This window comes from Granulosicoccus antarcticus IMCC3135 (assembly GCF_002215215.1).
Classification (GTDB): Bacteria; Pseudomonadota; Gammaproteobacteria; order Granulosicoccales; family Granulosicoccaceae; genus Granulosicoccus; species Granulosicoccus antarcticus.
The window spans coordinates 1,890,817-1,913,411 of record NZ_CP018632.1; the positions used below are offsets into that span (position 1 = coordinate 1,890,817).

General features: G+C 52.3%; 22 protein-coding genes and 4 tRNA genes. 19 read left to right on the forward strand and 7 right to left on the reverse strand.

The window, feature by feature from the left end:
• Positions 1-19 precede the first annotated feature (19 nt).
• Positions 20-2,647 carry a leucine--tRNA ligase gene (gene leuS, locus IMCC3135_RS08075; RefSeq protein ID WP_088917139.1) on the forward strand — a complete coding sequence of 876 codons (2,628 nt, stop codon included), beginning with the start codon at positions 20-22 and terminating at the stop codon, positions 2,645-2,647.
• Between the two features lie 99 nt (positions 2,648-2,746).
• The gene (locus IMCC3135_RS08080; RefSeq protein ID WP_088917140.1) at positions 2,747-3,667 is read left to right on the forward strand and encodes a DMT family transporter; all 921 of its coding nucleotides are present in this window, start codon (positions 2,747-2,749) and stop codon (positions 3,665-3,667) included.
• 153 nt (positions 3,668-3,820) lie between these two features.
• On the opposite strand, the gene zwf is transcribed toward IMCC3135_RS08080, so the two are convergent.
• From zwf to IMCC3135_RS08095, 3 genes are all read right to left on the reverse strand, one after another.
• Positions 3,821-5,266 carry a glucose-6-phosphate dehydrogenase gene (gene zwf, locus IMCC3135_RS08085; RefSeq protein WP_088917141.1) on the reverse strand — a complete coding sequence of 482 codons (1,446 nt, stop codon included), beginning with the start codon at positions 5,264-5,266 and terminating at the stop codon, positions 3,821-3,823.
• A 75-nt stretch (positions 5,267-5,341) separates the two neighbouring features.
• Complete coding sequence (locus IMCC3135_RS08090) at positions 5,342-6,925, reverse strand: ribonuclease catalytic domain-containing protein (RefSeq protein WP_157735847.1); 1,584 nt, start codon at positions 6,923-6,925, stop codon at positions 5,342-5,344.
• Between the two features lie 19 nt (positions 6,926-6,944).
• Entirely contained in the window at positions 6,945-7,478 is a 534-nt protein-coding gene (locus IMCC3135_RS08095) for a phospholipase D-like domain-containing protein (protein ID WP_088917143.1), read from the reverse strand.
• Between the two features lie 86 nt (positions 7,479-7,564).
• Here IMCC3135_RS08095 and IMCC3135_RS08100 point away from each other — a divergent pair, with 86 nt between their 5' ends.
• Both IMCC3135_RS08100 and IMCC3135_RS08105 read left to right on the forward strand, forming a co-directional pair.
• Entirely contained in the window at positions 7,565-8,014 is a 450-nt protein-coding gene (locus tag IMCC3135_RS08100) for a DUF302 domain-containing protein (protein WP_088917144.1), read from the forward strand.
• Positions 8,011-8,574, forward strand: a complete 564-nt coding sequence (locus tag IMCC3135_RS08105) for an LPS-assembly lipoprotein LptE (RefSeq protein ID WP_088917145.1) — start codon at positions 8,011-8,013, stop codon at positions 8,572-8,574. The genes IMCC3135_RS08100 and IMCC3135_RS08105 overlap by 4 nt, the downstream gene beginning before the upstream one ends.
• Here IMCC3135_RS08105 and IMCC3135_RS08110 read toward each other — a convergent pair.
• The 4 genes from IMCC3135_RS08110 to IMCC3135_RS08125 form a co-directional block, all read right to left on the reverse strand.
• Complete coding sequence (locus tag IMCC3135_RS08110) at positions 8,536-9,477, reverse strand: 2-hydroxyacid dehydrogenase (protein ID WP_088917146.1); 942 nt, start codon at positions 9,475-9,477, stop codon at positions 8,536-8,538. The genes IMCC3135_RS08105 and IMCC3135_RS08110 overlap by 39 nt on opposite strands.
• A gap of 26 nt (positions 9,478-9,503) precedes the next feature.
• A complete protein-coding gene (locus tag IMCC3135_RS08115) occupies positions 9,504-10,001 on the reverse strand; it encodes a flavin reductase family protein (RefSeq protein ID WP_088917147.1) in 498 nt (165 codons plus the stop codon).
• A gap of 7 nt (positions 10,002-10,008) precedes the next feature.
• Entirely contained in the window at positions 10,009-11,295 is a 1,287-nt protein-coding gene (locus IMCC3135_RS08120; RefSeq protein ID WP_088917148.1) for a citrate synthase, read from the reverse strand.
• A 246-nt stretch (positions 11,296-11,541) separates the two neighbouring features.
• Entirely contained in the window at positions 11,542-12,429 is an 888-nt protein-coding gene (locus IMCC3135_RS08125) for a DMT family transporter (RefSeq protein ID WP_088917149.1), read from the reverse strand.
• A gap of 204 nt (positions 12,430-12,633) precedes the next feature.
• Here IMCC3135_RS08125 and IMCC3135_RS08130 point away from each other — a divergent pair, with 204 nt between their 5' ends.
• The 15 genes from IMCC3135_RS08130 (at position 12,634) to rplL (ending at position 22,570) form a co-directional block, all read left to right on the forward strand.
• The gene (locus tag IMCC3135_RS08130; protein WP_088917150.1) at positions 12,634-13,656 is read left to right on the forward strand and encodes an amino acid ABC transporter substrate-binding protein; all 1,023 of its coding nucleotides are present in this window, start codon (positions 12,634-12,636) and stop codon (positions 13,654-13,656) included.
• A gap of 98 nt (positions 13,657-13,754) precedes the next feature.
• Positions 13,755-14,960 (forward strand): amino acid ABC transporter permease, encoded by a 1,206-nt coding sequence (locus IMCC3135_RS08135; protein WP_088917151.1) that lies wholly within the window; start codon positions 13,755-13,757, stop codon positions 14,958-14,960.
• A gap of 3 nt (positions 14,961-14,963) precedes the next feature.
• A complete protein-coding gene (locus IMCC3135_RS08140; RefSeq protein ID WP_088917152.1) occupies positions 14,964-16,106 on the forward strand; it encodes an amino acid ABC transporter permease in 1,143 nt (380 codons plus the stop codon).
• Positions 16,106-16,894 carry an amino acid ABC transporter ATP-binding protein gene (locus IMCC3135_RS08145; RefSeq protein WP_088917153.1) on the forward strand — a complete coding sequence of 263 codons (789 nt, stop codon included), beginning with the start codon at positions 16,106-16,108 and terminating at the stop codon, positions 16,892-16,894. Before IMCC3135_RS08140 ends, IMCC3135_RS08145 begins: the two co-directional genes overlap by 1 nt.
• 147 nt (positions 16,895-17,041) lie before the next feature.
• A tRNA-Tyr gene (locus IMCC3135_RS08150) sits at positions 17,042-17,126 on the forward strand.
• Positions 17,127-17,213: 87 nt separating this feature from the next.
• Positions 17,214-17,287, forward strand: a tRNA-Gly gene (locus IMCC3135_RS08155).
• A gap of 113 nt (positions 17,288-17,400) precedes the next feature.
• Positions 17,401-17,476, forward strand: a tRNA-Thr gene (locus IMCC3135_RS08160).
• Between the two features lie 146 nt (positions 17,477-17,622).
• A complete protein-coding gene (gene tuf, locus IMCC3135_RS08165) occupies positions 17,623-18,813 on the forward strand; it encodes an elongation factor Tu (protein WP_088917154.1) in 1,191 nt (396 codons plus the stop codon).
• Positions 18,814-18,974: 161 nt separating this feature from the next.
• A tRNA-Trp gene (locus tag IMCC3135_RS08170) sits at positions 18,975-19,050 on the forward strand.
• 58 nt (positions 19,051-19,108) lie between these two features.
• The gene (secE, locus tag IMCC3135_RS08175; protein WP_088917155.1) at positions 19,109-19,480 is read left to right on the forward strand and encodes a preprotein translocase subunit SecE; all 372 of its coding nucleotides are present in this window, start codon (positions 19,109-19,111) and stop codon (positions 19,478-19,480) included.
• Positions 19,481-19,489: 9 nt separating this feature from the next.
• The gene (gene nusG, locus IMCC3135_RS08180) at positions 19,490-20,023 is read left to right on the forward strand and encodes a transcription termination/antitermination protein NusG (protein ID WP_088917156.1); all 534 of its coding nucleotides are present in this window, start codon (positions 19,490-19,492) and stop codon (positions 20,021-20,023) included.
• Between the two features lie 116 nt (positions 20,024-20,139).
• Positions 20,140-20,571 carry a 50S ribosomal protein L11 gene (rplK, locus tag IMCC3135_RS08185; RefSeq protein WP_088917157.1) on the forward strand — a complete coding sequence of 144 codons (432 nt, stop codon included), beginning with the start codon at positions 20,140-20,142 and terminating at the stop codon, positions 20,569-20,571.
• 1 nt (position 20,572) lies between these two features.
• Positions 20,573-21,265: a 50S ribosomal protein L1 gene (gene rplA, locus IMCC3135_RS08190; RefSeq protein WP_088917158.1), complete on the forward strand. Its 693-nt coding sequence runs from the start codon at positions 20,573-20,575 to the stop codon at positions 21,263-21,265.
• Positions 21,266-21,588: 323 nt separating this feature from the next.
• Positions 21,589-22,113, forward strand: a complete 525-nt coding sequence (gene rplJ / locus IMCC3135_RS08195; protein ID WP_088917159.1) for a 50S ribosomal protein L10 — start codon at positions 21,589-21,591, stop codon at positions 22,111-22,113.
• Between the two features lie 79 nt (positions 22,114-22,192).
• Positions 22,193-22,570, forward strand: a complete 378-nt coding sequence (gene rplL, locus IMCC3135_RS08200) for a 50S ribosomal protein L7/L12 (RefSeq protein WP_088917160.1) — start codon at positions 22,193-22,195, stop codon at positions 22,568-22,570.
• Positions 22,571-22,595 lie beyond the last annotated feature (25 nt).

Genomic DNA, 22,595 nt, shown 5'->3' on the forward strand with positions numbered 1-22,595 from the left:
TATCTACCGAAGGCATCTCATGCAGGACCAATACGATTTTCGCCGCACGGAAACTGACGTGCAGGCTGTCTGGACGTCTAACGATGCGTTTCAGGTCACCGAAGATACCGACCGGCCCAAATACTACTGCCTATGCATGTTTCCCTACCCCAGTGGCAGTCTGCATATGGGGCATGTCCGTAATTACACCATTGGCGATGTGATTTCGCGCTACAAGCGCATGCAGGGATTCAACGTGCTGCAGCCTATGGGCTGGGATGCTTTTGGCTTGCCAGCCGAGAACGCGGCTATCAAGAACAATACAGCGCCCGCCAAATGGACCTATTCCAACATTGAAGAAATGCGGGAACAGTTACAAAAGCTGGGCATCGCTTATGACTGGTCTCGTGAGCTGGCTACCTGCAAGCCTGGATACTATCGTTGGGAGCAGTGGTTTTTCACGCAGCTGGTGAAAAAGGGACTGGCTTACAAGAAAATGGCGGTGGTCAATTGGGATCCCGTGGAAGGTACGGTGCTGGCTAACGAGCAGGTCGATTCGAATGGCTGCGGCTGGCGCTCAGGTGCCAAAGTGGAGCGACGTGAAATACCTCAGTGGTTCCTGAAGATCACCCAATACGCAGAAGAGTTGCTCGAAGAGACCGACAAGCTGGAAGGCTGGCCAGAAGCGGTACGGGCACAGCAGAAGAACTGGATTGGACGCTCTGAAGGGGTCGAGTTCGAATTTGCTCTGGCGGGACGTGGTGATGCACCTCTGGATATTACCGAAGACGGTATGGCAGATGCGATTCGCGTTTATACAACACGTCCGGATACAGTGGCAGGCGTCACTTATATGGCTGTTGCAGCCGAGCATCCCGTGGCCAGAGCAATGGGTAAACGCAACTCTGAAGTCGCTGATTTCATTGCCGAATGTACGAGTACAGGTACGTCAGAAGCCGCCATGGAAACCATGGAGAAACGTGGTGTGCCCTTGGGTATCGAAGCTATCAACCCGGTATCCGGGGAGCGGGTGCCTGTCTATGTCGCCAATTTCGTCCTGATGACCTATGGCACAGGTGCCGTCATGTCTGTGCCTGGGCACGACCAGCGTGACTGGGACTTTGCCACCAAGTATGGTTTGCGTATCAAGCAGGTTGTGCAATCCACCGTCAACCCGGTTGATGTGTCCGAAGGCCCGTTCACGGACAAGGAAAACACGGTAACGATCAACTCCGGTGACTTCGACGGGCTTGACTACGAGGCCGCTTTCGCAGCCACAGCGGATCATCTGGTCAAGCTGGCAAAGGGTGAGCGCAAGGTCAATTACCGCCTGCGTGACTGGGGTATATCCCGGCAGCGTTACTGGGGCTGCCCGATTCCGATCATCTATGATGAAGAGGGCAACGTCCATGTCGTTCCCGAAGAAGACCTGCCGGTTCGTCTGCCTGAAAACGTAGCCTTTTCAGGAGTCACATCCCCGATCAAGGAAGATCCTGACTTCATCAATACGACAGTCCCCGGCACCGACAAACCCGGACGCCGCGAAACCGATACATTCGATACCTTCTTCGAATCCAGTTGGTACTACGCACGCTTCTGCTCACCAGATGCCGCGAAAATGCTGGACGAGCGCGCCAACTACTGGTTGCCGGTCGATCAGTATATTGGTGGTGTCGAGCATGCGGTCATGCACCTGTTGTATGCGCGCTTCTTTCACAAGTTGATGCGTGATGCAGGTCTTGTTGTTTCGAATGAGCCGTTCACCCGACTGTTGACACAAGGCATGGTGGTGGCTGAGTCCTTCTACCGGACAGAAGACAGTGGCAAGGCCGAGTACTTCAATCGCAAGGAACTGGATATCAGCTACGACGACAAGGGTCGTATCGATGGCGCCATATTGAAGTCTGATGGACAGCCGGTGACGGTGGGTCGCATTGAGAAAATGTCGAAGTCCAAGAATAACGGGGTGGACCCTCTGGAGATGATCGATCGCTATGGTGCTGACACCATGCGTTTGTTTTCCATGAGCGATACACCTCCACACCAATCGCTGGAATGGAAGGAAGGTGGCGTAGAAGGCATGCATCGCTTTCTCAAGCGCGTCTGGCGGGAAGTCAGCGTATTGGATAGCAGTTTCATACAGGCGACGCTGAACGTTGAAGAATTGAACGACGAACAGAAGGCTCTGCGGCGCAAGACTCACGAAACGATTGCCAAGGTGACAGACGACATTGAGCGACGCATGACGTTCAACACCGCCATTGCTTCAATGATGGAGTTGTTCAATGAAGTCACACGCTTCTCTGATCGAAGCGAGTCTGGCAAGGCCGTCGTGTTTGAAGCCTGCAGTGCGCTGGTACGCTTGCTCAGTCCTTTCGTACCGCATATCACACACGAGTTGTGGCAGGGAATGGGTTATACGACAGCTCTGATCAACGAAGCCTGGCCTGAAACAGATGAGGATGCACTGACGCGCAATGAGCTGGAGCTGGTCGTTCAGGTCAATGGCAAGCGCCGATCATCCATTACGGTGGCAGCCGATGCATCCCGTGAGGACTGTGAGGCAACGGCTCGGGCAGATGCTGACGTGCAACGGCATGTTGATGGTTTGACGATCCGCAAGGTCATCGTGGTACCGGGTCGTCTGGTTAATATCGTGGCCAACTGATATTCAGGTCCGTACAAGTGTCGGCATCCTTGCTTGAAGGCTGCCGACATTAATCTGGCCGGTTCACGGCTGCTGTAATCCCTTGAAGATGGCTCATACATGACCGCGCTCGCAAGACGTGCTTTTCAGGGCGTTGTCGATAATGCCTACCTGCTACTGATTCTTGCCCCACTGATGTGGGGTGGCAATGCCGTTGCAGGTCGACTTGCCACTCTGGATTGGCAACCGTTCACCCTGACCAGTGCTCGGTGGTTGTGTGCTGTTATCTATCTGCTGCCATTTGCTATCGGGCCATTGAAGCGGGACTGGCCAATACTGAAGAGCAACTTGTGGTTGCTGTTCATGTTGGGTGGGTTCGGTATGGCCATGTTCAATCTGTTCATGTACTGGGCTCTGAGCTACACCACGGCAATCAACGTCAGTATCGAGCAAGCCTCGATGCCCATGCTGATCATGCTGGCCAACTTCATCTTTCTCTCGCAGCGAGTTCGATGGCTGCAGATAATGGGGTTGTTACTGACACTGTTCGGCGTACTCGTAACTGCCACAGCAGGAGAGCCGGGTCGTTTTCTGTCCGAAGGTCTCAATCGCGGCGACGCCATCATGCTGGTAGGTTGTCTCTTCTATGCTGGCTATACTTTCGGGTTACGCTGGCGTCCTGCTATCCACTGGATGAGTTTCATGTGGGTGATATCACTCAGTGCCTTCACCATCACGATACCCTTCGCCGCCTGGGAGCTGGCCCAGGTGGGATTCACCATGCCGAGTCTTGGTGGCTGGGGCGTGTTGGTTTACGTCATTATTTTCCCGACACTCATTAGCCAGTTAGCGTTCGCGCGCGGCGTGGAATTGATTGGCGGTAATCGTGCCGGGCTATTCGTGAACCTGGTGCCTATCTTTGGTTCGATACTGGCCGTGCTGATTCTGAAAGAACAGTTTCAATGGTTTCACCTGGTTGGGCTGATTCTCGTACTGGCAGGAATCACGCTGGCCGAGAAGGCGGCGGTGAAGACGGCGTAGATAAAACACTTCTGATGCGTCGTTCTGAGCCCGTCTGAGACTAGGAAGAGGGCGTGGCACTGAAGCTTGCGTGCCGTTTACGCCCATCGGCCCCAATCTGCTGACCAGTTACCTGACATCCTTACCGATAGATGGCAGGTGCTGGCTTGTTGATCAGTCTCGCCAGTTGCGCTCGAAAGGCAGGCGCCAGGCACGTGGACCAATCAGCTGGTGAATGGCATTGGGTCCCCAGGATCCCGGTGAATACCGATTCACGGGCGGTGGATTCTCGAGTAATGGCGATGATAGTTCCCACAGGCGTTCGATACCTCGCGAAGTCGTAAACAGGGTGTGATCGCCGCGCATCGCATCCAGAATAAGACGCTCATAGGCCTCCAGTACCTCGCCGACGTTCCTTGTTTCATCCATGCCGAACTGCATGCTGTGTTTGTCCAGTTTCATGCCGGGGCCGGGACGTTTGCCATAAAATGACAGTGAAGTCCGGGATGAATCGGACAGGTCGAAGGTAAGGTGATCAGGACCGTGTAATCCGACCCCCGAATCACGGGGGAACATGCTCTTGGGTGGTTCATGGAACGCAATGGAAATGATGCGCTGACCTTCAGCAAGCCGTTTACCCGTTCGCAGGTAGAAGGGCACACCAGCCCAGCGCCAGTTGTCTATGCTGCACTTCAGGGCGATGAAGGTTTCGGTTTGTGATTCCGGATTTACCCCTTCGTGTTCGCGGTATCCGGTGTATTGGCCGCGAACGGCATGATGCGGCTGGATTGGCATCATGCTGCGAAAAACCTTGTTCTTTTCTTCGCTGATGGAGCTTGGTTCCAGGGCAACCGGTGGCTCCATGGCAACGAATGCCAGTATTTGCATAAGATGCGTGACTACCATGTCTCGAAATGCCCCAGTGGTCTCGTAGAAACCAGCACGGCTATCCAGCCCCAGCGTCTCGGGAACATCGATCTGGATATGTTCAATGAAATTACGATTCCAGATGGGCTCAAATAGTCCGTTGGCAAAGCGGAAAGCGAGTATGTTCTGCGCGGGTTCCTTGCCCAGGAAGTGATCGATACGGAAAACCTGATCTTCTTCAAATACCTTGTGAACTTCACTGTTGAGTGCCACCGCAGACTGGAGGTCTACTCCGAATGGTTTTTCCATGACAATTCTGGCGCGCTCGATCAACCTGGCTTCACCGAGTGTGTTGATGACGGAAAGGGCTGCCTTGGGCGGTACGCTCAGATAGTGCAATCGCCGGCACTCAACGCCAAAAGAGGCCTCGGCCTCCAGTACCGCCTTTTCAAGAGCTGCAGCTCCAGCTGATAGCGGCACATAGGATAGCCTGGCCTTATAGGCTTCCCAGTCTTCGTTATTGACATTTCTGGATGAAAATTCCTCCAGAGACGCCAGGCACTGATTCTGGAATTCCTCGCAACTCAACTCCTCAAGTGAAACGCCGATTATCCGGCAATCCGGCAGAAAGCCTGCGCTGGACAGGTGGTACAGACCGGGTATCAGCTTGCGTTTGGCAAGGTCTCCGGTAGCTCCGAACAGAACAACAACTTGAGGGTATTTCGGCCCGACGCCGGCGGTCACTTTAGACATGCTGTGAGGTTCTCGGTCTGAGGTGTCTTGCACCCGGTGAAGGTGGGAAGAACTGCTGCGCTGCTACGCATCCGGTCATGCACTGTGCATATCCAGCGGAGCTAGTTTGAAGAGGAAACGCTTGCGCTCTTTATCGTAGTCCATGACTGTCAGCCCCACAGCCTGGGCCATCTGCCAGGCAGGCTGATTGCTCGTTTCAGGGATAGCTTCGATATCCGTCATGGTGTAGGCGGAGTTGAATTGTTCTTGTAAGTCATCCTTGTAGAGCTTTACGTCGACTGCCAGGTCATCGAGAGCCACATACAGACGGTCGCCCCGCATTCCCATGATGGTGCCGCTATGAAGAGGGGGCTCGGGTAGCGCCAGCTCTCGTGAGAAAACGCTGAACAACGCAGCAAATTCAATCACCTTTTCAAGCTTGCGTTGGCGTTGACGGGAGCTATTGGCGACCTGGATGACCTGCTCTCGCAGTGTTTCATCCGACCCATCCTCAAAACTATGCCCACCGAGTGCTTCAAGCAGTTCCTTGTGAGTGAAAATACCCACTACCTCACGCATGGGAGAGGAAAAGCGGGCATAGCTGGCGGCTCTGAGTGCGTGATGTTCGCCAGCTTCCGGTGTGAAAACCGAGGCCCGCTGCGCTTGCATGATCTGGCGCTGCACGGCCATGACTCGGCGTGCGTGCTGTTCGCCAGTGGGTAGACTTTCCACGTAATCTGCCAGTGATTGATCGGGAAGCCAGCGCCATGGGACCGGGTTCGGTTGTAGCTCGGCAAATGAATCCAGGGTGTCGCGTAGTTCGCTCAGGCTCTTGCGTAGTGGGGCGTCATGAACTCGGAAAACGGTTTGAATGGCATCGTTGACGCCACTCATTGCCAGTAGCATTTCGGCACCCTGCATATTGCACATCAGGCTGATCTGCTCGTTGTAACGTTCGGTCTGATACCGGGAGCGTTGCGCGGCAGCGAATTGTGGCGGTTCACCGTCCACAGTAATATGGCTTTCCACCCGGTTGAAGCGTACGACACCTCGCTGGATGGCCGCTTTGATAAGTATGTTGCCCAGCTCCCTGAGCAACAATAGAGAATCGTCATAGGGACGCACGGCGATGGGCGCATCGTCCAGCCAGGCTTGCACACCGGCGTAACTGAGTTTGGCCTGACTATGAATTTTTGCCCGAACAACACAGGTGCGAGTCACGGCTCCCTGCTCGTTGACAATCATGTCAAAGACCAGTGCACGTCGATCCACTAGCGGGTTGAGAGATACGAGACCCTCCGAGAGCTCAACCGGTAGCATGGGCACCGCCAGTATCGGTGTGTAATAGGTGGTGCCACGTGCCAGCGCCTCGTCAAACAAGGCGGATCCTGCGCGTACGTAATACGCGGCATCAGCCAGAGCATAACGGACGCGATAACCTGCGGCCTCGTGACGCTCTATCAGCAAGGCCTGGTCCAGATCCCTTGAGTCGGGGTTGTCGATCGTGACAAAGGCCAGTTGTGTGTAATCAGTCAGCGATGGATCATCAATGCCCGGATTTGACAGCCAGTGCTGAGTCTCGGCAATACTTTCCGGGCTGTGGGTGGTATCAATTTCCAGGGACTGCAGTGCTTCGGCCACAACATCGGTGGGTGAGGGAATCAGGGTGTTGTTATCCATGGCCATTGCGTACTTGTTCTCAGCGATATAGTTCAATGATCGGGTCGGGGCAGTATTCGCGGCGTTGGCAATTGTGGCAATGCTCACCCAGATAGAGTTCGTCAATCCAATGCATCAGCTGGTTGAGGTGCGCCTCATCGTCGAAAACGAAACCTGCTTCGAAATTTCGTCTGTCAGCATGTTTGGCTCCCAGGCCAGCCCCCGTGAGGTTGGCTGAACCCACAAAGGCCTTGACGCCGTCAATGACAATGGCCTTGGTGTGGACGCGCGGACAAAGAATGCGTTCAAACAGTTCGCTGTTGATCAGAGGGCCAAAACGATCAAAGTCCTTGCGAAAACGCGGTCCGGGCTCTTTGGCATGGATGAGTCGAACGGCAACGCCGGATTCCACCAGATTGCTGAGAACTTCCAGCAGTGGTTGAAAGCGGTTGTTGTGTTCAACGTGTAAATCCTTGATGTCTGCCGTGACGATCCACAGGAACCTTTGAGCCATGGGCAGGTCTGTTTGAACGAATTCGGTGTAGATATCTCGGTTGAGCAGTAACTGGTGCATAGGTATGAGTGTAGTTCTGCATCAAAAAATCTGCTGGAGCGGAGTACGCTACAATCGCCCGCAGGACAAATTAACGGAATCGATTCATGCGCGCTTTATTTTTAGGTCTGGTTACACTTCTATCTGTTCAGGTTGCGGTTGCGCAAGATGGCGTTATCAGTGTTGAAAGCCCCTTTGATGTCTCCACCACCCTGGACAAGCTTACAACAGTGCTTGAAAGCAAGGGTATGACTGTTTTTGCTCGCATCGATCACTCTGCCAATGCTCAAAAGGCGGATCTGGAACTGCGACCGACTCAGGTGTTGATCTTCGGTAATCCCAAGATCGGTACACCCTTGATGAATTGTGCACAGAGCATGGCTCTGGACTTGCCACAGAAAATGCTGGCTTGGCAGGATGAGGCGGGTAATACACATCTTGGCTGGAACGATCCTGCCTACCTGCAGGCGCGCCACAACATCGAAGGCTGCGATGAGGTTCTGCAGAAGGTAGGTAATGCTCTGGGCAGTTTTGCCAAGGCTGCTACTAGCGAGTGAAACGCACGGCCAATCGTTCCTGCCTCATTGTTGCCAGCTTCATACTGGCTTCAATGCTTGCCAGTTGTGGCTTTCACCCGCGCGGCAGTGTCACTCGACTGACAGACTTGGGAAGCATCTATGTCGATGCTTCTCGTGATCTCAGTATTGCAGCGTCGGTAGAAGAGGCGCTCATTGACGCCGCTTTCGAGCTGGCACGTAATCGTGATGAGGCTGACATTCTGTTGCGTTTGACGGATGAAAAGCAGGCCGAACGCGTTGTATCTGTCAATAGCACCGGGCGAGTCAGCGAGCTTGAGCTGAGTCATACCGTCAATATGCTGATTGCAGAGTCCGTGGATGGCGATGCGCCTGTTTATCCCGAGAACCAGAACTTCAACCGGGTCGAGGTGACGCGTGAGTACACCTATGACCAGACAGGCGTTTTGGGAAAGGAGAACGAGGCTAGAATTCTTCGTGCAGAGATGAAAGAAGAGCTTGTGAGGCAGATTATTCTCAGGACCATCGCAAGTCTGGCGCCGTCAGTATCCGCGCTGAGTGTCGACAACCCCGTCCGGTAGTTCGCCACGTTCGATTGTCCGGATACTCTCGATAACCTGGTCTACAGATTCATCGACAAGGCTTTGGGCGGCGACGTGAGGGGTGATGATGATGTCATTGTGATGCCAGAAGGGGTGTTCCTCGGGTAGAGGTTCCAGGCTGAAAACATCCAGAAGGGCACCGCTGAGTCGCCCGCTTTCCAGCGCATCAAGCAGATCTTGTTCCACCAGATGAGCTCCGCGGCCCGGATTGATCAGGAAAGCCCCTTGCGGTAACTGATCAAACAGGCCGGCATTGAGAATACCGGTAGTGGCATCAGTCAGAGGCAGCAGGCATATCAGTACATCGCTGGAGTTGAGAAAATCCCCTAGCGCCTGCTCACCGTTAACACAGCGGACTTTTTCGTTAATGCGAGCCGAGCGGCTCCAGCAGGTAACCGGATAGTTGTTGAGAGCCATTCTCTCTGCAACTTGCAGTCCCAGCGCGCCAGCTCCGAGAATGCCAATACGAACGTGTGCCGCAGAGATAGCTTTGATGTCATCCTGAGCCCAGTGTTTCTGGCGTTGAGCGCTACGTAAAAGCCCCATCTGACGCTGGAAATGCAACACACCATAAAGTGCGTATTCGGCCATTTGCTGAGCCATGCCCGCATCGCGCAAACGAACGATTGTTGCCTGAGAGGGTAGGCCGGTATGCAGCAGAAGGTGGTCGACACCAGCGGAGAAGGCGTAGACGGTCTGTAAGCGAGGAGTGTTATCGAAAAAATCCACCGGCGGCATCCACACAATAGCGGCCGTTATGTCACTTGGATCTGCTTCTGTACGTTCGCAAGACCAGTCGATGATTACATGGTCGGGCAGGCGATGTCGAAAAGTCTGTAATAACTGACCATCATCGCCTTCGCAATAGAAGAGAATACTCATGGCGTTTCAGACGTGTGGGTGGGCCACTAAAGAGGTACAGGTTCAACCACGGCAAAGCGACGATCCGTGTAGAGCAAAGGTTCGCCACTGGTGGTCCGGACGTCCACGACTTCACCAAAGAAGACTCGGTGAGATCCTTTAACCAGGGTGGAGTCCACCTTGCAATCCAATGCTACCAGCGCGTTGGTAAGAATCGGTGCACCGGTGCTCAGTGTTGTCCAGATGCCTGAGTCAAAACGGGATTGCTCGGGTTGGTCTCCGAGGCCCGCAAACACGGTGGCAAGTTCCATACAATGACTGGGCAGAATGTTGACGGCAAAGCGACCGCTTTGTTCTGCCAGTGCGCAGAAAGGATTGTCCAGATTGACACACACCAGAAGCAGAGCTGGGTCTGCACATACCGAACACATGGAGCTGACCGTCAGGCCAGCCTCCATGTCTTCGTATGCGGTAGTTACCACGGACACCCCGTTTGCTGCTTGCGAGAGTGCCGAGGTAAATGCCGAGGCAGTAATGCTCGGCATGTCTACTTTATCTACCACTAGGGTAGTCGCGCTGAGCTGCACCAGTGTAGACCTGGCGAGGACGACCGATCCTGAATTCCGGATCTTCGTGCATTTCCATCCAATGGGAAATCCAACCGACAGTTCGTGACATGGCGAACATGACAGTGAACATGTTCATCGGAATGTCCAGAGCACGCAGAATGATTCCGGAGTAGAAATCGACGTTTGGATACAGTTTGCGTTCGATGAAGTATTCGTCTTCCAGCGTGGCACGTTCCAGTTCCATAGCCAGTTCGAACAGAGGTTGATCACCACCCAGTTCTTTCAACAGGTCGTAACACATCTTCTGGATAAGTCTGGCGCGTGGGTCAAAATTCTTGTAGACACGGTGACCGAAGCCCATGAGGCGGAACGGGTCATTCTTGTCCTTGGCGCGGGCAATAACCTGTTCGATAGTCTCACCTGAGTAGAGGATACGATCAAGCATATTGATCACCGCCTCGTTTGCACCACCGTGTGCAGGTCCCCATAGGCATGCAACGCCTGATGCAATAGAAGCAAAAGGGTTCGCACCTGAGCTGCCGGAGAGTCTGACTGTGGAAGTACTGGCATTCTGTTCGTGATCTGCATGCAGGATCATGATCAGTTCAATGGCTTTGACAGCCACTGGGTTGAGTGTGAAGTCTTCTGCGGGTACCGCAAACATCATGCGAGTGAAGTTTTCGACATATCCCAGGTTGTTGTCCGGGTACATGAATGGCATGCCGCGGTGATGCTTGTAGCAATAAGAGGCTATCGTAGGCATCTTGGCGATCAATCGCTGTGCAGAGATCTCCCGGTGCTCAGGATTGTTGATATCCAGTGAGTCATGGTAGAAGGATGACATGGCGCCAACCGTACCTACCAACATGGCCATGGGGTGCGCATCGTAGCGAAAACCATCAATGAAATCCCTGATGTTTTCGTGCACCATCGTGTGTTGCGAGATGATGTGGTTAAAGGATTCACCCTGTTCCTTGTTGGGCAATTCTCCATACATCAGCAGGTAGCACACTTCCAGGTAGGTGCTGTGCTCAGCCAGTTGTTCAATCGGATAACCCCTGTACAGCAGGATTCCCTCGTCACCGTCGATGAAAGTGATGGCACTTTTACAGCTGGCGGTAGTCGCGAAGCCAGGGTCATAGGTGAAAATTCCTGTGTCCCTGTAAAGACCGCGCACATCCGCCACGTCGGGCCCATGCGTCGGGCTGATTCGAGGCAATACAGATTCTTTACCGTCATCTGTCGTGATGGTTATGGTGCGTTCAGTCATTTAATATGTCTCCAACGTGATTACGTTGATTATATGTTTAAAGTGTCGCGCGCTAGATTATAGAAACTATTGAATCCCTATTCTTGCCTATCAGCTACATCGGTAATCAGGTAACACCACTGGAGTCACAGGGGGTTAGATCGCCGTAAAATCGGGTTCAATCCGGGATTGATGAACCGCGCTATGGCCGCCTGATTGTCGTCAGTCTACGATGATTGGTCCAGACAACTGGCAACATGATACTCCTTAACGATGCATGACAATCAGTATTGAGCCCGCTACGGCAAACGCTGCACCAATCCACGCACCAAAGGCTGGTCGCTCGCGCGACACCAACCAGATTATTGGTACAAGCATAACGGGTGTTGTGGATGACAGTGCTGCGCTGAGGCCAATGGATCCTTGCGAAAAGGCATATAGCAACAAGGTCATGCCTAGCGCCATGCCGAGAAAGCCACTCATGAACATACGGCCAATGAGGTTTTTGTTGAGTGTCTGTTTACTTTTTGTTTGTGCGGGAAAAAGGCCTCTGGCCGCATAAAGGGCAATAAGTGCTGCGCCAATGCGAATGGTGGCAACAGATAGTGGATCTGCGCCATGAGATAGGGCTGGTGCAACCATCAGTGAGCCAATGGACTGGCACAGGGCGGCCAGTAGTCCGATGCCAATTCCTGTCAGCAAATGGCCCTGGACCTCTTCCCAGATATGGATCTGGTTAGCTCGCTTGCCATAAACGATGGCAATGAAAACACCGATTGCGACCAGTCCACAGCCGATCAGGGCTACGGCGTGCAGCTGCTCATCAAAGATCAGCCAGGATAGACCGACGGTCATCGGGGCATTGGTGGCAAACAGAATGCCGGTGCGTCTTGGTCCCAATCGGCTCATAGTCACGAACAGGGCGGTATCACCAATGAAGACACCGAAAAAGCCGGATAGCATCAAGAGTGGCAAGTCGTTTGCCGCTACAGCAGTTGATCCGGTGACTAGTACAACGCAAAGTAACAGTCCGAAGACCATCAGCATGCGTATCCGGGTGAAGGCAATACCGCCCATTTGACGCGCGGCGGAGGCGGCAAAAACTCCGCCCATTGCCCAGCACAAGGCGGCGCCCAAGGCAGCTATTTCGGCCATTTATATAAAACTATCAAAGTCGGGAAGCACGTCATCTTGCCAGAAGTTCAAAATAGCCTGTCGTAATCAGGTAGAAGTGCGCGATGTGTTAACTTTCATCACATAACCAAAATGGAAAAACACCTGTGCTTCAACACGTGGAATAATTGTGTTGAACTGCAGCATCCTATACTTTTAGTTAACTTCTTTTCATCGGAGTAATAAATGCGTCCAACAAAGACATTTGCATTATCAGTCGCTTTGGCAGTATCTGCTGTATCAGCGGGTGTTGTGCATGCCGACGAAACTCTTGACGCGGTCAAGAGCAAAGGCTTTGTGCAATGTGGTGTTTCGCAAGGTCTGCCCGGCTTTTCCAACCCTGATGATCAAGGTAACTGGACTGGGCTGGATGTGGATTTCTGCCGCGCGATGGCAGCCGCTATCTTCAATGACGCCGAGGCTGTCAAGTACACACCATTGTCAGCTAAAGTTCGGTTTACAGCTCTGACGTCCGGTGAGATTGACGTTTTGTCGCGCAATACGACATGGACCATGAGTCGGGATGCTGATTTCGGGGAATTTCTGGGTGTCAATTACTACGACGGTCAGGGTTTCATGGTTCCCACCAGTCTGGGAGTCACCAGTGCGCTTGAGCTTGATGGTGCTGCCGTCTGCACGAACACAGGTACCACCACAGAGCTCAATGTCGCGGATTTCTTCCGTGCCAATGATTTGAAATACACGGTTGTTGCTTTCGAAAAGGCTGACGAAGTGGTCTCGGCTTACGACGCCGGTCGATGTGATGTCTATACCACTGACCGTTCAGGTCTTGCAGCACAACGTACCAAGCTTTCCAAGCCAGACGATCACGTCGTACTGCCTGAAATCATTTCCAAGGAGCCACTGGGTCCTCTGGTCCGTCATGGGGATACTCAATGGGTCGATATTGGTCGCTGGACTCTCAACTGCATGATCAATGCGGAAGAGGCTGGCATAAACATGGACAACGTGGCTGAAATGGCAACGTCTAATGATCCGAACATCAAGCGTATTCTGGGTAGCGATGGAGATCTTGGTTCCAAGATCGGACTCGATAACGCTTTTTGCGCGAACGTCGTTGCAGCCGTTGGTAACTATGCTGAGTCTTACAATCGCAATGTCGGACCTGATACTGCGCTGAAACTGGACCGTGGCGTAAACGCTTTGTGGTCACAAGGCGGTTTGCTCTACGCTGCACCACAGCGCTAGACGTTCGAACCAGTAGTTGATAGTGGGGGGCCGCAAAGTCCGGATCGCAAAGACCCGGTACGGAAGCGGCCCTTTTTACATTCCTACGGAACCCAGGTATGGCGAATAGCTCCCCCAGTAGTGCAATATCTGCAGCATCCAAGCCCAGCTTCTGGCGTGATCCAGACAAGCGGGCCATCGTCTATCAGCTCGTCGTTGTTGCTGTCATAGGTTGGTTGCTGTATTCGATAATCAATAACACAGCAACCAATATGGAGGCCCGTGGACTAGCCTCAGGATTCGGTTTTCTGGATTCCAGGGCAGGGTTTGGCATCATTTCCACGCCATTTGTCCCTTACACTGAGGACGCCAATTACTTCACGGTGTTTCTGGTCGGGCTGGTCAATACCATCATCGTGGCATTTGTAGGATGTCTGCTGGCTTTGCTTCTTGGCTTTGTCGTGGGTATCGGTCGTCTTTCCAGTAATTGGCTGGTGCAGAAGATTGCGACGTCCTATATCGAGCTCTTCCGAAATATTCCTTTGCTACTGCAGATTCTATTCTGGTACAGCGCCGTGCTGAAACCATTGCCTGGGCCGAGAGAGTTGCACGAAGCCGGCGAAATGGTCTTTTTCTCCGTTAATAACCGCGGGCTTATCTTTGCCGAACCAGTCGGGCAAGAAGGCTTCCAGTTTGTCTGGTACGCGCTGTTCGCGGCTCTCGCCGTGTCCTGGCTGATCAAGAAATGGGCTGCTGCTCGCCAGATGCAAACCGGAGAGCAATTTCCAGTGCTGACAGTAGGTATGGGGCTTGTTATTGGTGCGCCATTGATCACCTATCTGATCATGGGTCGTCCACTGGAATTCATGCCGGCTGAGATGTCCCGCTTCGCCTTGAGTGGTGGGGTGACAATCATTCCTGAATTTGTTGCCTTGCTGCTGGCGCTCGTCATATACACAGCGGCGTTCATTGCCGAGATAGTGAGGGCGGGAATACAGTCGGTTAGCCATGGTCAGACAGAGGCCGCCTCCGCTTTGGGGGTCAAGCCAAGTCATCGAATGCGTCTGGTCGTCGTGCCTCAGGCCATGCGAGTCATCGTGCCACCGTTGACCAGTCAATTTCTGAATCTGACCAAGAACTCCAGTCTGGCCACCGCCATAGCCTATCCGGATCTGTTTTCGGTCTTTGCCGGAACAACCTTGAATCAGACAGGGCAGGCCGTCGAAATCATGGCCATGACGCTTGCTGTCTACCTGACATTGAGTTTGGTGACTTCAGGATTCATGAACTGGTACAACTCACGAATCAAGCTGGTGGAGCGATAAGTCATGACTATCAATGACAATACGACATCAGGTGGAGTGGTGCATTCCGGAGATTTGCCGGACAAGCCAGCGCCGATCAGCACTGATGGTTTGATCCCGTGGATGCGTGACAACCTGTTCAACGGCGTTTTTAATTCTTTGTTGACGCTGACGGCTTTGGCCCTGGTGCTTTACGTGGTGCCCGGCGTTCTGGGCTGGACAATTTTCAATGCAAACTGGACAGGCGGTGTCGATGCATGCATCGCTAACCCAGACGGTGCGTGCTGGCCGTTCGTTTCGTCTCGCTGGGAGCAGTTTCTCTATGGTTTTTACGAGAAATCCGAACGTTGGCGTATCAATATCCTGCTAGGGGTTCTTGCGGTAGGTGTGGCCTGGATGGTCTGGGAGAATGCGCCTGGGCGCAGGTTGGCAGCAGTATTCATGCTGTTCGTCTATCCGATCATTGCGTTTGTCATGCTTTACGGTAACAAGACGCTTGGCTTGCCAATTGTGGAAACATCTCAGTGGGGTGGTTTCACATTGACACTAGTGATTGCTCTGAGTGGCATTGTTGCTTCATTGCCGCTGGGTGTGTTGCTTGCTCTTGGCCGGCGTTCAAAAATGCCAATCATCAGCCTTCTGAGCACGATATTCATAGAGTTCTGGCGAGGCATTCCACTGGTGGCCGTACTGTTCATGGCTACCATCATGTTTCCGCTGTTTCTACCAGCTGGTGTTACTTTCGACCAGTTGCTCCGAGCTGTTATCGGTGTAGCGCTCTTTTCTTCGGCCTATATGGCTGAGGTTGTGAGAGGCGGGCTGCAAGCCATTTCCAAAGGGCAGTATGAAGGTGCCATGGCCTTGGGTTTGCCGTTTGGCAAAATGATGCGTCTGATCATTCTTCCGCAGGCGCTCAAGATCGTTATTCCGGGTATCGTCAATACCTTCATCGGCCTTTTCAAAGATACGACGCTGGTGTTGATCATTGCCTTGTTCGACCTGCTCGGGGTTGTTCAGGCCTCCATCGCTGATCCAAACTGGTCGGTCAGATCCGTGCCATATACCGGCTATGCCTTTGTGGCCATCGTATTCTGGATCTGTTGCTATAGCATGGCGCGTTATAGCCGGTACATCGAAGATAAATTGAACACAGGACACAAGCGATAATGCAAGGCGATCAGCAAAGTAAAAGCACGGCGCCCACCATGCAAGTCGGTGATGAGGCGGTCATCAATATCACTGATATGAACAAGTGGTACGGGCAGTTTCATGTGTTGAAAGATATCAATCTGGCTGTGCGTCGTGGCGAACGAATCGTCATATGTGGGCCTTCCGGATCGGGTAAGTCCACTTTAATCAGATGTATCAATCGCCTTGAAGAGCATCAAAAGGGTTCAATCAATGTTAATGGCATCGAGCTCAACAGCGATCTGAAAAATATCGACGCTACCCGGCGCGAGGTCGGAATGGTGTTCCAGCATTTCAACTTGTTCCCCCATTTGACGGTTCTGCAGAACTGTACGTTAGCTCCGATCTGGGTCAAGAAGATGCCAAAAAAGGAAGCCGAGGAGGTTGCCATGCAATACCTGGAACGCGTGCGTATTCCAGAGCAGGCAAACAAGTTTCCAGGACAGTTGTCTGGTGGGCAGCAGCAGCGGGTGGCTATAGCTCGCTCCTTGTGCATGAACCCCAAGATCATGTTGTTTGATGAGCCGACATCAGCTCTGGATCCGGAAATGATCAAGGAGGTGCTGGATGTCATGATCGAGCTGGCACACGAGGGGATGACCATGATTTGCGTCACTCACGAGATGGGTTTTGCCAAAACCGTGGCGAATCGAGTGATATTCATGGATGGCGGGCAAATCATCGAAGAAAACGAGCCAGAAGCGTTTTTCAACAACCCGCAATCAGAGCGCACGCAATTATTCTTAAGTCAGATACTTGCTCACTAAAAAATTAGGGTAGAATGCTCTGCGTTCACTAGCGTGCTTCATCCGGCAGAATCTGTTTGAATGAAGCATGTTATGAAACGGTAAAAATATTTCCTTGAGCGGTTGACATTCTTGTTCAAGGTCATCATAATTACCGGCTTGCCTGATGGAGGGATTCCCGAGCGGTCAAAGGGGGCAGACTGTAAATCTGCTGGCTCAGCCTTCGGAGGTTCGAATCCTCCTCCCTCCACCATTAGTTGCAAGCAGGGTGTTTAGACACTCTTGATATCATCCAGATTACGATGTGCTGAATATGTAGTTCAACTGGTAGTTCTGCGAAGCGGGTGTAGTTCAACGGTAGAACCTCAGCCTTCCAAGCTGATGACGAGGGTTCGAGTCCCTTCACCCGCTCCAATTCTGGTAGTTGTTGAGCAGATTCGGCGACTCGTTGATCGAGACGTTATATCCGTATTGAAAATCCGAAAGTAGTGCCCAGTGTATTCGACACTGATGATTGGCTAGGCGCCGCTCATATAGCTCAGTTGGTAGAGCACTTCCTTGGTAAGGAAGAGGTCACCGGTTCGACTCCGGTTATGAGCTCCAGTCTGTCATCCCGCAAGATGCTGTATTCAGTTTAGTGTAATGAATCGGTAGTGCAAGAAGATAGTCCAGAATTTTTTACCGCGGCGTCGCGTGGTAGTAATCAAGGTCGACGACAGAACATAACAATCCGGTAGAGGCAGCGACTGATGTCTAAGGAAAAATTCGAACGTAACAAGCCGCATGTCAATGTCGGTACCATTGGCCACGTGGATCACGGTAAGACCACGTTGACAGCCGCGCTGACTATCTGCCAGGCAGAGAAGTTCGGTGGTGCTGCGCGCGCATACGACCAGATCGATAACGCGCCGGAAGAGAAAGCTCGCGGTATTACTATCGCTACAGCTCACGTTGAGTATGAGTCCGAGAACCGTCACTACGCTCACGTAGATTGCCCGGGACACGCGGATTATGTAAAGAACATGATCACCGGTGCTGCTCAGATGGACGGCGCTATCCTGGTATGTTCGGCTGCTGATGGCCCTATGCCACAGACTCGCGAGCACATCCTGCTGGCTCGTCAGGTAGGCGTTCCTTACATCGTTGTCTACCTGAACAAGGCAGACATGGTTGATGATGCCGAGTTGCTTGAACTGGTTGAAATGGAAGTTCGTGAGCTTCTCGACAGCTACGATTTCCCTGGCGACGATACGCCAATCATCACCGGTTCAGCTCTGAAAGCGATCGAAGGTGACATGACTGAAATCGGACGTCCTTCTATCGACAAGCTGATTGACGCACTGGATACTTACATTCCAATGCCAGATCGTCCCGTTGATCTGCCATTCTTGATGCCTGTAGAGGACGTGTTCTCTATCTCGGGTCGTGGAACGGTTGCAACAGGTCGAATCGAGCGTGGCATCATCAAGGTTGGTGAGGAAATCGAGATTGTCGGTATCCGTGACACCACCAAGACGACAGTTACTGGTGTTGAGATGTTCCGCAAGTTGCTGGATCAGGGTGAAGCTGGCGACAACGTGGGTATCCTGCTGCGTGGTACCAAGCGTGAAGATATCGAGCGTGGACAAGTACTGTGCAAGCCGAAGACAATCAACCCTCACAAGAAGTTCGAGGCAGAAATCTACGTACTGGGCAAGGATGAAGGCGGCCGTCATACGCCATTCTTCAACAACTACCGCCCACAGTTCTACTTCCGTACAACGGATGTGACTGGTGCGGTTGAATTGCCAGAAGGTACTGAGATGGTAATGCCGGGTGACAACGTGAAAATCGTTGTTGAACTGATCAACCCGATTGCGATGGAAGACGGTCTGCGTTTTGCGATTCGTGAAGGTGGCCGTACCGTTGGTGCCGGCGTTGTTGCGAAGATAATCGAGTAATTTTACTGAAAGGCAGGTGGCACGCTAGCTTATTTGTCAAACAGTATGTATTATAGCTGGCTTCGTCCAGTGTAGAGTTGGATGGAGAGCCTGGGTCAGCATAGATCTGGGCTTTTCATGTTCTACCCAGAAAGTCGATGATTTTCTGAAGTAACCGGATTAGGCCAGTAGCTCAATTGGCAGAGCGGCGGTCTCCAAAACCGCAGGTTGGGGGTTCGATTCCCTCCTGGCCTGCCAATCCGGTTTGTGTTACACGATGATATTTCATCCAACCTGGATCGCCGCGAGCATATTCATGGTCTCAAAGGCCGAAGTACAGACAAATAGCGCAGACACAGTGAAGCTGGTCGCCGCCGGTGCACTCGTGCTACTGGGGCTTGTGGCTTTTTACTACTTTGCAGAACAGTCATTGCTTTTGCGAGTGGTTGGCTTGTTGCTCATTGGTGGCTTAGCTGCATTTATCGTCTATCAGGCGGATATTGGCAAGCGAATTGTTGCTTTTTTTCGTGATGCCAGAACTGAGGTTCGCAAGGTTGTATGGCCAAGCAGGGCCGAAACGACTCAAACAACGGTCACGGTATTCATTATCGTTGTGCTGGTCGGCATCTTTTTATGGCTGTTCGATATGCTGCTCGCGTTTCTATTTCGCGCAGTGACGGGAATTTAAGAGACAGTCATGGCAATGCGTTGGTTTGTAGTGCAAGCATTCTCCGGTTTTGAGGGGACGGTTAAACGTTCACTTGAAGAGCGCATCGAGCGTGCTGGATTGAGTGAGAAGTTCGGCGACATCTTGGTACCTACCGAAGAAGTTGTTGAAATACGTAACGGGCAGAAGCGTCGTTCAGAGCGCAAATTCTTCCCTGGTTACGTGCTGGTTCGAATGGAAATGGAAGACGAAACCTGGCACTTGGTGAAAGATGTTCCCAAGGTTCTGGGTTTTATCGGTGGTACAGCTGACAAGCCTGCTCCGATTGCCGACAAGGAAGCCGATGCCATTCTACAGCGCGTACAGGACGGTGTGGAAAAGCCACGTCCAAAGGTCTTGTTCGACGTGGGCGAAGTAGTGCGCGTTACGGACGGTCCTTTCAACGACTTCAATGGTGTTGTTGAAGAAGTGAATTTTGACAAGAATCGCCTGTTGGTCGCGGTTCAGATATTCGGGCGTAGTACTCCCGTAGAGCTTGAATTCAGTCAGGTAGAAAAAGCCTGATTTATTAACTGCAGGCCGATAGGTCTGCATTCGCGCATATTTGCGCTAACCATCGGGGAGTCGGGCAGAGCATCTAGCGGCTGTCAGGCGTTTGTACCCGATCAGGAGCAATCAGTATGGCCAAGAAAGTCACGGCTTATATCAAGCTGCAAGTACCTGCCGGGAAAGCAAACCCAAGTCCTCCAGTAGGACCTGCATTGGGTCAGCACGGCGTGAACATCATGGAATTCTGCAAGGCGTTCAACGCCTCTACGCAGAGCATGGAAGCCGGTCTTCCAATTCCTGTTGTTATTACTGTTTATAGTGATCGTAGTTTTACATACATCACAAAAACACCGCCAGCAGCTGTACTGTTGCTCAAGTCTGCCGGCCTGCCCAAGGGCAGTGGTCGTCCGAACACTGACAAAGTTGGCAAGGTTTCTCGTGCACAGCTCGAAGAAATTGCAACAACCAAAAAACCTGATCTGACTGCATCTGACATGGATGCTGCCGTTCGTACCATCGCTGGCACCGCGCGCAGCATGGGTCTGGAAGTGGAGGGCGTATAAGATGGCCAAATTGGGAAAGAGAGCAAAGGCAATCCGTGAAAAGGTTGACGCAGAAAAGCAATACAACGTTATTGATGCGTTCTCACTGCTGAAAGAACTATCCACTGTCAAGTTTGCAGAATCTGTAGACGTTGCAGTGAACCTGGGTGTTGATCCACGTAAATCTGACCAGGTTGTGCGTGGTTCCAGTGTGTTGCCAAATGGCACAGGAAAAACAGTACGCGTTGCTGTTTTTGCTCAAGGCGCTCAAGCTGAAGCTGCTCGTGAAGCCGGTGCAGATCTGGTTGGTTTTGAAGATCTTGCCGAGTCAATCAAAGGCGGCAGCATGGACTTCGACGTCGTCATTGCTGCACCAGATGCCATGCGCGTGGTTGGTGCTCTGGGTACAATTCTTGGTCCACGTGGTCTGATGCCTAACCCTAAAGTGGGTACGGTAACTCCGAACGTGGCTGAAGCTGTTACCAATGCTAAAGCAGGTCAGGTTCGTTATCGTGCAGACAAGGGCGGTATCGTCCACTGCACACTGGGTAAAGCTACCTTCGAACCTCAAGCTCTTGAGCAAAATCTGGGTATGTTGATTGCTGACCTGATCAAGGCGAAGCCTTCAGCAGCAAAAGGTATCTATGTTCGTAAAATCACCGTGTCCACTACCATGGGCCCTGGTCTGACAATCGATCATTCTAGCTACGTCTAGAAAGATAGACCAAGGCAGACTTCTGCGTAACTCGCAGGAGTCTGCAATTGTAATATTCGGCGATTTTGTCGCCAAGTTGTAGATAAGTAGTACGAAAGAACTTTGAGTGAGCAGACGTTGTGCCATGGCTAGCCATGACTCGGTCTGTCTCATCGAAGACCGCAGGTGTCATCGTGTTCCGGTGGCTTAATGGCCTGCGCAGATGGGGACGCGGGTAGCTCAGTATGACTACCTTGCAGAACCGAGTAGGCAAGTTGCGCGTTTTGCAACTTGCAAGGCATGGTTTTTCACTGGTTGAAAAGCCGTTTAACTAAAGGTGCTCTATGGCTCTGACTTATGCAGAGAAGCAAGCCGTCGTAGCTGAAGTCGCAGATGTTGCGAATTCGGCTTTGTCGGCAGTTGCTGCCGAGTACCGGGGACTTAGCGTCTCGCAACTGACTGCTTTACGTGCTTCTGCACGTGAAAGTGGTGTGTATGTGCGAGTCGTCAAGAATTCCCTGGCACGTTTGGCAGTCAAGGGGACTGAATTCGAGTGTATGAACGATCGCCTCAGCGGTCCGTTGATGCTGGCTTTCTCAAAAGAGGATCCAGGTTCAGCGGCACGTCTGTTTCGCGACTTTGCCAAAACTAATGACAAGCTTGTCATTACGGTTGGTGCAGTAGGCGGAGAAACGATCGAAGCTGGCGATATCAACAAACTGGCCAACCTCCCGACTCGGGACGAGGCTCTGTCACTGATGATGGCTGTCATGCAAGCGCCGGTTACCAAACTAGCGCGTACCTTGAAGGAAGTTCCGGGCAAGCTCGTTCGTACAGTGGAAGCTGTGCGGTTGTCCAAAGAAGCTTAATGCGAACCAGATCGTCTGGTTCACTCACTATGACTTACAGGTTATCCGCAAATACCGGTAACCGATCGGAGAAAGACTGATGGCAGTTTCTAAAGAAGACATGCTGGAAACCATTTCCAATATGTCAGTGATGGAGGTCGTTGACCTTATCAGTGCAATGGAAGAGAAGTTTGGTGTATCTGCAGCTGCTGCTGTAGCAGCAGCTCCTGCTGCTGGCGGAGACGCTGGTGCAGCTGCTGAAGAGCAGACTGAATTTGACGTTATCCTGTCAAGCTTCGGCGAGAACAAGGTTGGCGTTATCAAAGCAGTTCGTGGCGCAACAGGCCTTGGTCTGAAAGAAGCGAAAGATCTTGTTGAAAGTGCTCCAGCTCCTATCAAGGAAGCAGCACCTAAAGCAGAAGCAGAAGAACTCAAGAAAGTTCTTGAAGAAGCCGGCGCAACTGTCGAGCTCAAGTAATCGTTGTATCCCTCGTTACTTCCCC

Excerpts from the sequence above, each read along its gene's own strand:
- zwf (WP_088917141.1), bottom strand. The coding sequence starts at position 5,266 with ATGTCTAAAGTGACCGCCGGCGTCGGGCCGAAATACCCTCAAGTTGTT.
- IMCC3135_RS08135 (WP_088917151.1), top strand. The coding sequence starts at position 13,755 with ATGGCGAATAGCTCCCCCAGTAGTGCAATATCTGCAGCATCCAAGCCC.
- IMCC3135_RS08090 (WP_157735847.1), bottom strand. The coding sequence starts at position 6,925 with ATGGATAACAACACCCTGATTCCCTCACCCACCGATGTTGTGGCCGAA.
- secE (WP_088917155.1), top strand. The coding sequence starts at position 19,109 with ATGGTCTCAAAGGCCGAAGTACAGACAAATAGCGCAGACACAGTGAAG.
- rplJ (WP_088917159.1), top strand. The coding sequence starts at position 21,589 with ATGGCTCTGACTTATGCAGAGAAGCAAGCCGTCGTAGCTGAAGTCGCA.
- IMCC3135_RS08145 (WP_088917153.1), top strand. The coding sequence starts at position 16,106 with ATGCAAGGCGATCAGCAAAGTAAAAGCACGGCGCCCACCATGCAAGTC.
- IMCC3135_RS08110 (WP_088917146.1), bottom strand. The coding sequence starts at position 9,477 with ATGAGTATTCTCTTCTATTGCGAAGGCGATGATGGTCAGTTATTACAG.
- IMCC3135_RS08095 (WP_088917143.1), bottom strand. The coding sequence starts at position 7,478 with ATGCACCAGTTACTGCTCAACCGAGATATCTACACCGAATTCGTTCAA.
- nusG (WP_088917156.1), top strand. The coding sequence starts at position 19,490 with ATGGCAATGCGTTGGTTTGTAGTGCAAGCATTCTCCGGTTTTGAGGGG.
- IMCC3135_RS08080 (WP_088917140.1), top strand. The coding sequence starts at position 2,747 with ATGACCGCGCTCGCAAGACGTGCTTTTCAGGGCGTTGTCGATAATGCC.
- rplL (WP_088917160.1), top strand. The coding sequence starts at position 22,193 with ATGGCAGTTTCTAAAGAAGACATGCTGGAAACCATTTCCAATATGTCA.
- IMCC3135_RS08120 (WP_088917148.1), bottom strand. The coding sequence starts at position 11,295 with ATGACTGAACGCACCATAACCATCACGACAGATGACGGTAAAGAATCT.
- IMCC3135_RS08140 (WP_088917152.1), top strand. The coding sequence starts at position 14,964 with ATGACTATCAATGACAATACGACATCAGGTGGAGTGGTGCATTCCGGA.
- rplK (WP_088917157.1), top strand. The coding sequence starts at position 20,140 with ATGGCCAAGAAAGTCACGGCTTATATCAAGCTGCAAGTACCTGCCGGG.
- leuS (WP_088917139.1), top strand. The coding sequence starts at position 20 with ATGCAGGACCAATACGATTTTCGCCGCACGGAAACTGACGTGCAGGCT.
- IMCC3135_RS08125 (WP_088917149.1), bottom strand. The coding sequence starts at position 12,429 with ATGGCCGAAATAGCTGCCTTGGGCGCCGCCTTGTGCTGGGCAATGGGC.
- IMCC3135_RS08100 (WP_088917144.1), top strand. The coding sequence starts at position 7,565 with ATGCGCGCTTTATTTTTAGGTCTGGTTACACTTCTATCTGTTCAGGTT.
- IMCC3135_RS08115 (WP_088917147.1), bottom strand. The coding sequence starts at position 10,001 with ATGCCGAGCATTACTGCCTCGGCATTTACCTCGGCACTCTCGCAAGCA.
- rplA (WP_088917158.1), top strand. The coding sequence starts at position 20,573 with ATGGCCAAATTGGGAAAGAGAGCAAAGGCAATCCGTGAAAAGGTTGAC.
- IMCC3135_RS08130 (WP_088917150.1), top strand. The coding sequence starts at position 12,634 with ATGCGTCCAACAAAGACATTTGCATTATCAGTCGCTTTGGCAGTATCT.
- tuf (WP_088917154.1), top strand. The coding sequence starts at position 17,623 with ATGTCTAAGGAAAAATTCGAACGTAACAAGCCGCATGTCAATGTCGGT.